The 12,128-nt window shown below is 60.9% G+C and carries 9 protein-coding genes and 1 tRNA gene; 3 read left to right on the forward strand and 7 right to left on the reverse strand.

All coding sequences use genetic code 11. The features are described from left to right. The 4 genes from OP10G_RS17940 to OP10G_RS17955 all read right to left on the reverse strand — a co-directional run bounded on the left by OP10G_RS17940 (position 1) and on the right by OP10G_RS17955 (position 3,153). Positions 1-882: a prepilin-type N-terminal cleavage/methylation domain-containing protein gene (locus OP10G_RS17940; RefSeq protein ID WP_025229060.1), complete on the reverse strand. Its 882-nt coding sequence runs from the start codon at positions 880-882 to the stop codon at positions 1-3. Between the two features lie 341 nt (positions 883-1,223). After that, positions 1,224-1,820, reverse strand: a complete 597-nt coding sequence (locus tag OP10G_RS17945; protein ID WP_144241235.1) for a CvpA family protein — start codon at positions 1,818-1,820, stop codon at positions 1,224-1,226. A gap of 84 nt (positions 1,821-1,904) precedes the next feature. Beyond that, positions 1,905-1,980: transfer RNA gene (locus OP10G_RS17950), tRNA-Arg, on the reverse strand. Positions 1,981-2,103: 123 nt separating this feature from the next. Then, a complete protein-coding gene (locus OP10G_RS17955; RefSeq protein WP_025229058.1) occupies positions 2,104-3,153 on the reverse strand; it encodes a threonine aldolase family protein in 1,050 nt (349 codons plus the stop codon). A 132-nt stretch (positions 3,154-3,285) separates the two neighbouring features. Here OP10G_RS17955 and recG point away from each other — a divergent pair, with 132 nt between their 5' ends. Continuing rightward, positions 3,286-5,496 (forward strand): ATP-dependent DNA helicase RecG, encoded by a 2,211-nt coding sequence (gene recG, locus OP10G_RS17960; RefSeq protein WP_025229057.1) that lies wholly within the window; start codon positions 3,286-3,288, stop codon positions 5,494-5,496. A 78-nt stretch (positions 5,497-5,574) separates the two neighbouring features. Here the strand turns inward: recG and OP10G_RS26455 are convergent, their stop codons facing one another. Further along, positions 5,575-5,844, reverse strand: coding sequence for a hypothetical protein (locus OP10G_RS26455; RefSeq protein WP_144241236.1), 270 nt, complete (start codon positions 5,842-5,844; stop codon positions 5,575-5,577). 671 nt (positions 5,845-6,515) lie between these two features. Here OP10G_RS26455 and OP10G_RS17970 point away from each other — a divergent pair. Next, positions 6,516-7,667, forward strand: a complete 1,152-nt coding sequence (locus tag OP10G_RS17970) for a M20/M25/M40 family metallo-hydrolase (protein WP_025229055.1) — start codon at positions 6,516-6,518, stop codon at positions 7,665-7,667. 78 nt (positions 7,668-7,745) lie between these two features. Here OP10G_RS17970 and OP10G_RS17975 read toward each other — a convergent pair whose 3' ends face one another. Both OP10G_RS17975 and OP10G_RS17980 read right to left on the reverse strand, forming a co-directional pair. Beyond that, positions 7,746-10,058, reverse strand: a complete 2,313-nt coding sequence (locus tag OP10G_RS17975; RefSeq protein WP_025229054.1) for an AAA family ATPase — start codon at positions 10,056-10,058, stop codon at positions 7,746-7,748. Then, positions 10,033-11,163 carry a metallophosphoesterase family protein gene (locus OP10G_RS17980; protein WP_025229053.1) on the reverse strand — a complete coding sequence of 377 codons (1,131 nt, stop codon included), beginning with the start codon at positions 11,161-11,163 and terminating at the stop codon, positions 10,033-10,035. The genes OP10G_RS17975 and OP10G_RS17980 overlap by 26 nt, the downstream gene beginning before the upstream one ends. Before the next feature lie 66 nt (positions 11,164-11,229). Here OP10G_RS17980 and prpB point away from each other — a divergent pair, with 66 nt between their 5' ends. Next, positions 11,230-12,111, forward strand: coding sequence for a methylisocitrate lyase (prpB, locus tag OP10G_RS17985; RefSeq protein ID WP_227624967.1), 882 nt, complete (start codon positions 11,230-11,232; stop codon positions 12,109-12,111). The last annotated feature ends 17 nt before the right edge of the window (positions 12,112-12,128 follow it).

A 12,128-nucleotide genomic window follows, 5' to 3' on the forward strand; every position in this document is an offset into this window, starting at 1 on the left:
TCACAGGCTCAGGTCGTTGAGGGTACCGTCCAGGCTCCAGAGGTACTTGGACATGTCGGTGATCTGCGCACCCTCGTTCCCATTGTTATAGGAAGCTGAGCCGTAGTCCGTACCTGCGGCGAGCGCGCTGTCGTTCATGAACTTGGCGTGGCCGTCAAGCCAGGCTACGTTCGCTCCGTTATACGTCTTGATTCGGGTGCTCGACGTGATCTTACCGATGCTGGCCGGGTTGTTCGCGGACCAGTTACCGGAACCGGTGCTGCCATCGTACCAAGCGCACGCGTTCGGCGCGGGGAGGATGATCGGCCAGGATCCGGGAGGGTTCGCCGCGTAGAAGCCGCGCTTCGGAACGGTGGTGAATCCTTGGCTCGTGGTGAAGAACACGGTCTCCGCCGGTTTCACCGCCGCCGTCGCCGAGCGAGCGAGCGAATTTTCGCAAGCATAGAACGGCGAGAGGAACTGATAGTTGTAACCGTACTGGGTGTAGCGGTTCTGGTTGCGGAACCAAGCGTTGGGGCCGCTGCCGAAGATGTTGTCGCCATCTCCGAGACCCGGATCGACGAGAACCGCCAGGCTCTTCATGTACGGCTGGGTGATGAAAACCCAGGTATTGGAGTGATCCGGCAGCCCGTCGCGGCAACCGACGCTGGTCGGACAGCCGAGGTTGGCATAGGCGCCACTCAGGCTGAGCGGCAGCATGTCGTCGACGTCGCCCTCATACATGATCGCGGACAGGGAAGTCTGCTTGATGTTGGAGAGGGAGGAGGTCTTCTTCGCGGCCAGCTTCGCCTGGGCGAAGACGGGGAACAGAATGGCAGCCAAAATCGCGATGATTGCGATAACGACAAGAAGTTCAATAAGAGTGAAGGCTCTTCGATTCATATGGTTTACCTGTGGCTAATTAAAAGCATCCCAAAAGATAGGATGAAAGCATCATAACACAGGTTTTTCCGAGCCACCCCAGGGGAAAATTGCGTTCTCCGCGCGCGTAAGTGCTCCGTACACTATTGTTAAATCGAATACTTGGCCTTAATTGTTCCGCCCATAATTTGTTTTCCCAACCCTCGAAACTGTTACGGTTAGATTCCTCGACGACTGTAATCGAGTCGAAACCTACCCCGGAATGACCGTTTAGTGGTTAGTTACAAAAAAACGTCCCGGCTCTCCAAAAAAAGGATGAGCCGGGAAGATAAATAGAACCAAATAAAACCGTGTTAGTGCTACTACTGGCGAGGGGCAGGTCGATCGGATACGAAAAGGCTGGGAATGGAATGCCATTCTGCCGTGCGGCCAGTGTCTGGGTCGGACAAAGTTCCGCACTTCGGGCACACGACCAACCTCTCCCAAACTTCCATCCGGCGGTCCCAAGCCCGCATCGCCAAGGTCCCTTCGTGGATGTTCGGAGCAAGGCCAATCACGATCGGTGTCTTACGCGCTCGGTACACCACCGCCACCATCGCCAACGCGGTAATAATGCCCCCGATCCAGAATCCTAGGATGGCGCAGAGCATGAGGCCGGTCAAAAAGACGACGACGAACGCCACCGCCATGAAAAAACTGGAGCCCCAGATGTCGCGGCGCCGCGATTTGTTCTGACCCGGAAGTTCAGGCGGCCGAAGCCATCGTGCGACCTGTTCCGGATTCGGAACCGCACCCGGCAACCCGGCCGGCGCCGATCCATCCTGAGCCGCACGAAGCGCGGATGTCAGCGGAAGGGTTTCTTCTCCACAAGAGGGGCACGGGTGCATCGTTCTTGCCGGCTGTGCGGTAGTTGAGCTAAAGTCGCCCGTTTGGTCTTGCCTAGAGATTCCGTTCGCCACGACATCGATGATATCGGGCCCCGCCTGCTATTTCTACAAGGGGAATTACCGGCTGACGAAAGGTGTCGATGATATCGCAAGAACTGGCGCGGCCGAGAGGACTCGAACCTCCGACCTTCTGCTCCGGAGGCAGACGCTCTATCCACTGAGCTACGGCCGCAACCGCAAAACAGAATACTCGATCCGTAGTGCCGGCATCCCTGCCGGCATCTTTTCCAGTGTCACCCCGGCATCCTGCCGGGCCAAGCCTCATCCCACCTCGTCCGGGAAGGGCACGGCCTCGCTAAGCCGCCACGGCGCGGAACGCCTCGATCGCTTTCTCCGTCTTGGCGTCGTCGATGTCGGCGTGGAGCACGAGCCGGAGTCGGTTCGGACCAGTGGGCAGGCACAGCACTCCCTTCTCCGCCAACTTCCCCTGGATTTCTGGGGCCGGCGCTTCCGTGTCCACCATCACCATGTTGGTCTCAACCTCTTCCAGCTTCACCGACATCCCCGGGAGTTCGCAGACCGCTTGGGCGATCTCCTTCGCCCGTCGGTGGTCGTCCGCCAGCCGGTCTACATTGGAATTGAGGCTCACGATTCCGCAGGCTGCAAGGATTCCGGCCTGCCGCATCCCGCCCCCAAGACGCTTTCGCCAAACGCGCGCCTTGTCGATGAACTCCGCCTTTCCACACAGAAGCGAGCCGACCGGCGAACGTAGCCCCTTGCTGAGACAGAAGTTAACGCTATCGAAATGCTTCGCTATTTCGCTTATCGGGACCCCCAGCGCGACCGAGGCATTGAAGACCCGCGCCCCGTCGAGGTGCACCTTGATCCCCCGCCGGTCGCCGATCTCACGGTAGGCGGCTAAGGTATCGAGCGGGATGATCGCGCCCCCGGCCCGGTTGTGGGTGTTCTCCACACATAGCAGCGTCGTTCCAGGTGTGTGCAGATTGGCGCGAAGAACGTGTCGATCGACGACCTCCGGGTCCATCGCCCCCCGGTTCGAGGGAAGCGTCCAACTCACAACCCCCGCGATCAGCGCCGGAGCGCCCACCTCGTAATAAAGGATGTGCGCCTCCTCCTCGATAAGAATGGCGTCCCCCGGCTGGCAATGACATGCCAGGGCGATCTGATTGCCCATCGTTCCGCTTGGCACAAAAAGCGCGCACTCCTTACCCAGCATCTGCGCCGCCATCTCTTCCAATCGAAGAACGGTCGGATCGTCTCCGAGCACGTCGTCCCCAAGCGGAGCGTTCCGCATCGCCTCAAACATCTCGTCCGTCGGACGAGTCACGGTGTCGCTGCGAAGGTCGACAAGATCGCGTTGTTCTGGAGGAAAGGAAGGGGACATGGGAGATCGGCGTCAGACGTTGAGGTTATGATCGAACGAGGTCTGAAAACTAGCTTATCTGAAGCCCAACGCCTCGCGCCCAACGCCTTACGCCTCATCCGCCCCCCGTCATTCGTCTATCATTTTTAGAGGATGGCGGAGCGATCACTGGATACGGAGGTTCAGTTTCTGAAGGGAGTGGGGCCGAGAAACGCCCTGGCGCTGAATAAGGCCGGCTTCCATACCGCCGGCGACCTCCTATACGTGATGCCGCGCCGCTACGAAGACCGGCGGCACCTCCCGCCGATCGGCCAGCTCCGCCCCGGCCAATGGGCGACCGTTCAAGGGAAGCTCGTCAACGTCGACGCCCGGCAGACGAACCGCGGCATGGTCATCCTAAAGGCGGTCATCCGAGACGCCACCGGTCACATCGCCCTCACGTGGTTCAACCAGCCTTGGATCAGGCGGGTGCTCGAGAAACACGAGGGCGACGTCCTTGCCTATGGTCTCGTCAAGGAAACCTCCTTCGGAATGGAAATGGCCGCCCCCGAGTGGGAGCCGATCACCGAGGACGACGACTCCGAGGACTTCGCCCGAATCGTTCCCGTCTATCCGCTCACCGAAGGCCTTTCCCAAAAGGTGATGCGCCGAGCGGCCAAGTCGGTCGTTGAGCATTACCTAGACCTCGTGCAGGATCCCCTGCCCGAAGAATTACGTCGCCGCTACAAGCTCCAAAAGCTACGTTGGTGCATCCGCCAGATCCACATGCCGGAATCCGAAGAGATGCGCCTGGAGGCCCGCCGCCGGCTCGTCTTCGAGGAGTTCTTCTATCTGCAAGTAGCGCTCGCCTTTCGACGCGCCGAGATGAAGCAGGAGCTTGGTATTGCCTTTCCGATCTCGCAACTCCTCACGGGAGAGATCCAGCGCCCGGCTCCGGCCGTGAAAGAACCGAAGAAGCAACGTAGCGCGGTCGTCGAGCTGCCCGACCACCCGGTCCACCTCTTCGAGCAAGATCAGCGCGCGAAGCACGAAGGAGCTCCGCTGTGGGAGCAGATCCACGAGATGCTCCCGTTCGAGCTGACAAACGCCCAGCGGCGCGTGATCCAAGAGATTTGGGCCGATATGGAACGCCCATATCCCATGAACCGCCTCGTCCAAGGCGACGTCGGTTCCGGCAAGACCGCCGTCGCCGCCTGCTGCATGCTCGCCGCGGTGCGCAGCGGATATCAGGCCGCTTTGATGGCGCCCACCGAGATCCTTGCCGAGCAGCACGCCGTGAACCTTCGAGCGCTCTTCGAGCCGCTGGGAATCGAGGTCGAGCTGCTCGTCGGCAAGCTGAGCGCCGCTCAAAAACGGAAGGCTGCCGAGCGAACCTCGCAGGGCGTCACCCACATCGCCGTCGGAACCCACGCGCTCATTCAGGAAGGGGTCGGCTTCCACCGCCTTGGCCTCGTCATCGTCGACGAGCAGCATCGCTTCGGCGTGCTCCAGCGCAAAGCGCTTCGGGATAAGGGTCTCGGTAATCCCGACGTACTCGTCATGACCGCCACCCCCATCCCGCGCACCCTCACCATGACGATGTACGGCGACCTCGAACTCTCTGTGATTGATGAGCTCCCGCCCGGTCGCAAGCCGATTAAGACCCACTGGAAACTGCCGTTCGAACGGCAGTCGGTCTACCTTGGAGTCCGCAAGCTCATCGAATCGGGGCGGCAAGCTTATTTCGTGTGCCCAATGGTCAGCGAGAGCGAGAAAATGCTCACGCAAGCCGCGGAGGAGCTTCACCGCCAACTCTCCACCGGGGTTTACGAAGACATGCGAGTGGGCCTGCTCCATGGCCAGATGAAGCCGAAAGAGAAAGAGTCGGTGATGGAATCGTTCCGCCGGCACGAGCTGGATATTCTCGTGTCGACGACCGTCATCGAAGTCGGCGTCGACGTGCCGAACTCCTCGGTGATGGTCATCGAAGACGCCACCCGCTTCGGCCTCTCGCAACTGCACCAGCTTCGCGGCCGCGTCGGTAGGGGAGGGAACCAGAGCTTCTGCATCCTCATCGCCGACGCCAAGAGCGAGGAAGCGCGAACCCGGATGGAAGTCATGGTCGCCACCAACGACGGCTTCCGAATATCCGAAGAAGACCTTCGGCTACGCGGTCCGGGCGAGCTGGCGGGAACCAAACAGTCGGGCAACCTCGACTTTAAAATCGCGGACCTTGTTCAAGACGGCAAGATGCTGGAAGTCGCCCGCCAAGCCGCCATGGAAGCGATCGAACGCGACCCCGCCCTCTCCGCCCCCGAGTGGGCCGGTGTACTTGCCCGAGTCCAAGAACGCCGCAGCGACATGGCCGTAGTCACCGTCTCCTAAGTAGCATCGGCACCCAGCCGATGACCGGATACCCATAACGAAGTCAACCCTTCCGCCGCTGACAGCAGGTCCCGTCGTTCAGGGTTTTAAGAATCGACGCAAGACTTCCTCGGGAAAGGTTGCCGTTAGCTCTTCAGCGCCGAAATCGGATGGCTTTATGTCTCCTGGAACCTCGATCACGATGCCCTTCTTTCCATCAAAACTAACGAAGTGAACATCCCTTGCTGGGTCAGCTCCAAAGAAGGCTCCTAAAACCTTGATCGGGAGGACCGGTTCGTTGGACAGATCAGACATTGCAGGGCATTCAAGAGGAACTACCTTCCAGACTGAGCCTCCCATTCCGTCCACGAGGTGGTTTATCCAACGCGACCGATCGCCCTTATACGGAAATGGACTTCCTGTTCCGCGATAGTAAAGGCAGTACGATCGGCCGATCGTAAAGATCCATCCTTCAAATCCTCGGTTCAAATCCAGGCCGTGAACTACCAGGAAAGTCTGACGATTCTGGTCGGTTACGACGGAATACTCTTTGGTCAGGGCCGATCGAGGGCGGAAGTAGTTTCGATCTCCCACGTTGAGGTGGGGCTCCTCCACCGGTAACGAGACGCACCCTTCCGGAAGACGGATGTCTCGAATAGAATTGCTGCTTCCCGAACCTCGGTTGTGGTTGACGACGCGGGATCGTAAATAAACGAGTGCCTCGCTCTTGAATTGGGGGTTGTCGTCGGGTTGAACCGAGTGGAGGGCACGGTTGACTTGCTCGCCTCGAGTACTTCCTTCGGGAGGATGGATCATTTGGACGATTACAAGAATAGCCGCAGCGGCCCCAATGAGGGCAGAAACGACGTGCCAAACCCAATCAAGCTTGCCAGTTCTCTGCCCATTTTCGGCCATAGGTTATCCTACAATCGAAATCATTCTCATCAAAGTGAACTTTTCGTACTTGGTTAAGAATTCTTTAGGAAATCGGCACCACCTCCTTTCTACATTGCCGAGTCGATGCGTGGTAAACCGCAGCCATGTTGCTGACGCTACTCGCCGCCACGCAGGTATTCCCGACCAACGAAGCCCTCGCCGCTCAAGTCGACCCGGGAAAGCTGAGGGCCACTGTCGAGCGGCTGGCGTCGTTTCCAAACCGGAACGTCAACAATCCAACCCTCACCGCCGCGGCGGAATACTTGGCCGGCGAACTTAGAAGGGTTCCCGGACTCCAGGTGGAAGTGATGCACTACTTGGCCCCCAAGGGGTCCAGAGTGCCCGTGGAGAAAGACGTCGTCGAAGTAGTGGCGACGTTGCCGGGAAAGACCGACCGCCGCGTCCTAGTGGGCGGCCACTTCGATTCGATCAACATGGTCGACCGAACGAACCTCGACGCCCGCGCACCCGGGGCGAACGACGACGCCAGCGGAACCGCGCTCACATTGGAACTCGCTCGCGTACTCAGCCAGCGAAAGTGGAACAACACCCTCGTCTTCGTTTGCTTCAGCGGGGAAGAGCAGGGGCTGCTCGGCTCCGCCGCCCTCGCTCGCCGGGCAAAAAAAGAGGGCTGGAAGCTGGAGGCGGTTCTTAGCAACGACATCGTCGGCTCCAGTGAGAGCGTCAACGGGCGGCGCGACAAGCGCCACGTCCGGGTCTTTAGCGAAGAGGTCCCCACCCACAACGGGCGAGAACTGGCGCGCTTCGTCGAATGGTCTGCCCGTGGCAAAGTACGCGGTTTCTCAGCCGACCTAGTGTTGCGGCGAGATCGATTCCAACGCGGCGGCGACCACACCTCCTTTAATAACGAGGGCTTCTCGGCCGTCCGCTTCACCGAGGAGTTCGAGGAATTCTCGCGGCAGCACAACGACAACGATCTGCCGAAGTACGTCGATTTCCGATACCTGGCCAACGTCGCCCGAGTGAATCTGCTCGCAATGGCGTCCCTCGCCGACGCCGCCGAGGCGCCCACCGATGTCCGTTACGACCGCCCCCAAGCGCACGACACCGGCCTCACCTGGGTCGCTAAGCCGGGAGTTCGCTACGTCGTCTACTGGCGTCAGACGAACACTGCGACTTGGCAAGGATGGCGCGAAGTTGGCGCGGTTGCCAAGGCGAAGATCGAGAAGGTGAACAAGGACGACCACGACTTCGCCGTCGGAGCCGTCGGCGGTCTCCCGGTCGCGGCAAGGTAGCCGCCCTACGCAGCCCTAAAGGTGGCACGGGCGGCTCGCCCGTGGGTATCTCGGGCGGCTCGCCCGAGAAAGAAGCCCCTAAGAGTTTCCCAACACTGGCCCCACCGTCGTCGCCCGGCTGGCCGGGTCGCGGCGGAGGTGGATCGTCTGATCCGCCACCTGGTGAACATCCTCCAGGTGTGTGATCACGAGGATCTGCTCGAAACGGCCCCGTAGCGCCGTCAGACGGTCCAAAACCGCCTGTCGCCGTTCCGTATCGAGCGAACCGAACACCTCGTCCAGGATCAGCAGCGACATCGGGCGCCCCTGCCGTTCTTGGATCAGTTCCGATAAAGCCAGCCGAAGCGCCAGCGCCACCACGTCTTCCTCTCCGCCGGAGATCACCGGCTTCGCCACTCCGTCCTCGATTACGCTCGGCGTAAAATTTCGATCCAGCTCAAGGGCCAGGTAGCGCCCGTTGGTAAGCAAAGAGAGATTCTCCGAGGCGCGAGCCGCCAACTCCGGACCGATTTCCGTGTTCATCGCTTGCCTGAACACGCGCATCTCCCTCGCGCAAGCTTCGTGAAGCGCCTCGGCTTGGCGTAGCGAGGCGATCTCCCGTTCTAACCCCGCCTGCTCTTCCTGCCTCGCCTTGGCCAGCGCAAGATCGCGAGTGGCCAAGTCGCGCAAAGTTTCCACTTGGCAGCGCTCCGTCTCCAGCTTCCGGACCTCCTCGGCAACCGCTTGAGCGTGGGCAACCGCGTCCGTCGCCGCCGAAGCATCCGAAAACGGCAACTTGGCCCTCTCTCGTTCGATCGCCAGTTTTTGCGCTAGAACCGCCTCCAGGGCGGCATTGACCCGGCTGAATTCCGTCTGTCGTGGTGCCAGTGATTCGGCGATCGATGAAACGGCGAGTGATCGTTCGTGGGCGTCCCGTGTCGATTGCACCGCCGATTCGAGCTCCTCGATCTCCTTCGCCAAGCCGTCGATTTCCGGATCGTCCCGGAGAATCTCTTGGATCCGGCACTTCAGCTCACCCAATCGGCGCCCACGATCTTCCCGGACGATGTTTCGCTCGCGCATCTCAGACAGGGCACGCGAACATCGATCGCGGTATAAGCGAGCCGCCACCATTGCCTCTGGCTCGCGAAGGCAGCCGTCCAGGTCCGCGCACAAGCGCGCGACCTCCGCAGAAGTCCGTTCCACCTCCGCTCGATAGGTGCCAACTCTCTCTTCGGCATTGGCGATCGGCTGTCCGCATTCCGGGCAGCGCCCCTCGCGCGCCGCTACTTCGGCTCGTGCCAGAGCCGCGCCGGCGATCTCCAATCGCGCGCGGGTCGCCGCCAGCGAACCAGAGATCGCCTCTCGCTCCTTCGCCAACGCCTGATTCAACTCCAGTAATGCCCGCTCGGCGGCATCGGCCTCCCGTTCCGCCGCGGGCAAGTCGAAATCGGGAATGGCCGCGATCTCGTCCTGGAGCCGGGTCGCCATCTCTCGCAAAGCGGTTGCCTCGGCCAACAACCGGCGTTTGGGCGCGAGTACGGTAAGCCGGCTCTCGGAAGCCCGAAAGCTCTCCGTTTTCGGAAGTAAGGTCGCTAGTTCTGCCGCCGCTTCTTCCGCCTCTCGAACCTGTTCGGCGGCCACTTCCGCCGCAACTTCGAGACCGCGTAAATCACCCGCGATTCGAAGTGCCTCGCGGTCGAAGGCAAGCCAGCGCTCCGCGTCGACACGTATCGACTCCGCGCCTGCCAACTCCTGTGAGATCTTGGCCTGTCGCCCCGCCAACTCCTTGGCTTTCCGATTCGCCTCCGCGAGCCCGTTCTCCGCCTTGCGCCGCTCCGATAGGAGAAGCTCGGCAGGAACCCGGGTCCGCTCCAACGTCTCCCGTTGCAGGGCGGCTTCTCGCCGCCGTTGCCCGGCCAGTTCTTCCGCCAATCGCAGCCGGTCGAATCCGAGCATTCGTGCGACCTCGTCCTGTCGCGCCGCGTTCGTCCGAAACTGGAGGAACGCGATCTGTTTCTGCTCGGCGCAAAAGGAGTTGACGAACTGGTCGTAGTTCAGCCCCAAAAGTCGTTCGCAAGCCTTCGTCGTCTCCGAGAGCCCATGGGCTCGGAGCACTGCGCCCTGAATTTGAACGAGATGAGCGTCGGCGTGGGTCCGCTCCACCTCATACTCGCGCCCCTCGAATTCGAACCAGAGGGTGACCGCGAACCGTTTTCCCTTCCCCCAATAGAATCGAACCGTCTCCTTCTTGTCCCGCTGCTCACCGTACAGCGCAAAGGTAATTGCCTCCACGAGCGTCGACTTTCCAGACCCGTTGGGGCCGACGATCGCCGTCATCCCCTCATCGAAGTGGAGGTCCGTATAGGCATGTTGCCGAAAGTTCTCAAGCCGAAGGCGTCGCAGCTTCACGCTCGCGCACCTCCTTCAGCAACGCCAGCCCCAACTCTTTCAGCGCTCCGCGGCTCACGCTCTTGGTCAGCGTCGCTTTGTCGATATGCTCCGACCAACTCTGCTCTAAAGTCCGAGTCACGATGCCATCCCGATTCCCGATCGCCACTGGCTGGGGAGCGACCGCTTGGATCTGGTAGTTCAATGCCCGTGCCGCGATCTCTCGAATGAGCTGGTGGTCGAGCTTTCCGCGCAGGCCCGGAGGGAAGTTGACGATCCGCTGACGAACGATCGGAAACCCATCCTCCCACTGAGCGTTAGAGCGCATCTGAGATTCGACCTGCCCAAGATCGTGCCCCTGCGCGTCGATCGTCGGCAGGTCCAAAACCGGCCTTGTCGCCAAGCCCACCTGCTCTAAGCGACCCACCTCGGTGTCAAACCAAACCCACCCTTTGGGAACTCGAGCCTCATCCCAGATATTCGTGCTGGCGAAATCTGTGCTTCCGGAGTAGCAGACGTTCCGGCCGTAAGGCTGGTAGCTGTGGTAGTCACCCAGCGCGACGTAGGTCCAGTCGTCATGACAGGTCTGCTCGACGTCGAACTGGGCATGCCGAGGAAGCGCCTGTCGCGCCATACCGTGGAGGGTCAGCACCGAGTGCTTTCTCGTCCCGGATGGCGAATATTCCGGCTGTTGGTTCCGCAGCAAGGCATGACTCGGGACCGCCAGCACTTCAAGGTCGAGCTCGGAAAAGTCGATCGTCTCGGCCCGGTGCGGCGCTAGCCGAAGCCCGGGGATCGACTCGAAGAGTCGGAGAATATTTCCGCTGTCGGAGCTGCGCGGCGTGTCGTGGTTCCCCCCGATCAACACGAACGGCCGGCCGCCGCGCTTCGACTGAAATTCAGTTAGGGCTTGAAAAGCTCGGACGATTGTGGCATTGCCCGGTCTCACGACGTGAAACAGGTCTCCCGCGTGAATGACCAAGTCGGGATCTCGCTCCGCGATCGCATCCAAAGCGGATTGGAAGGTGGCCATCACGTCCGCCTCGCGCTGGTTCAAACCACCCGGCGTGGTCCGGCCGTAAGCCCGGAATCCGAGGTGGGTGTCACTGAGGTGGGCGAGCGTCATGGGACCATTACTTCTACGTTCATCCACCCTCCCGCATCCTGACGACGCGAGAGGTACGCTCGTTTGGTGCTTAGACCGGCCCTCTCCTCCCCTGGCGCGACATTACGTTCAATGATCTCGGAGGATACGGTGGTGATGCCGGGTGTATTCAACGGCATTTCGGCGGTGTCCGCCCACAAAGCGGGTGCCCGGGCCTTGTACTTGAGCGGGGCCGGTATCACGAATGCCGCCCTCGGTGTCCCGGATATCGCCCTTGCAACCCTCACCGAATTCGCTCAGCAGGCCGCATACGTCACCCAAGTTGCTCCCGTACCGGTCCTCTCGGATGCCGACACCGGTTTTGGCGAAGCGCTGAACGTGGCTCGAACGGTGATCGAAATGGAGCGCGCTGGCCTGGCCGGAATCCACCTCGAGGATCAGATCTCTCCCAAGCGTTGCGGACACCTGGACGGCAAAAGCTGCATCGAGCCGTTGGAAATGGCCCGCAAGATCAGGGCCGCCGTCGACAGCAAGCGCGACCCATCGTTTATGATCGTCGCCCGAACCGACGCCCGCGGGGTAGAAGGTCTGGACTCCGCCATCGAACGGGCGAGGCGGTACGAGGGTGCCGGCGCAGATGCAATCTTCCCAGAAGGCCTTACAGGCGAGGCCGAGTTCGAGGCGTTCCGTGGAGCCGTTTCCATCCCCCTGCTCGCCAATATGACCGAGTTCGGCAAGACCCCGATCATTCCAGTCTCGCGGTTCCGCGAACTTGGCTACGGTATGGTGATCTTCCCGATGACCGCGTTCCGAGTGATGCTCCGAGCCCTCGACGAGACGTACGCCGAACTCCTCTCGACCGGCACCCAGGCCGGAATCCTGGACCGAATGCGAACGCGGGCCGAGTTATACGACCGGATCGACTACGCTCAATACGACGATGCCGACCGCCGCTGGTCGGGCAATTAGCTGTATGTTGAATAAAG

Origin of the sequence: Fimbriimonas ginsengisoli Gsoil 348, from assembly GCF_000724625.1 — a bacterium.
GTDB classification, from domain to species: Bacteria; Armatimonadota; Fimbriimonadia; order Fimbriimonadales; family Fimbriimonadaceae; genus Fimbriimonas; species Fimbriimonas ginsengisoli.

What these genes read in the sequence shown, in the direction of transcription:
- recG (WP_025229057.1), top strand. Translation starts at nt 3,286, where the DNA reads ATGGCGGAGCGATCACTGGATACGGAGGTTCAGTTTCTGAAGGGAGTG.
- OP10G_RS17940 (WP_025229060.1), bottom strand. Translation starts at nt 882, where the DNA reads ATGAATCGAAGAGCCTTCACTCTTATTGAACTTCTTGTCGTTATCGCA.
- OP10G_RS17970 (WP_025229055.1), top strand. Translation starts at nt 6,516, where the DNA reads ATGTTGCTGACGCTACTCGCCGCCACGCAGGTATTCCCGACCAACGAA.
- OP10G_RS17980 (WP_025229053.1), bottom strand. Translation starts at nt 11,163, where the DNA reads ATGACGCTCGCCCACCTCAGTGACACCCACCTCGGATTCCGGGCTTAC.
- OP10G_RS17955 (WP_025229058.1), bottom strand. Translation starts at nt 3,153, where the DNA reads ATGTCCCCTTCCTTTCCTCCAGAACAACGCGATCTTGTCGACCTTCGC.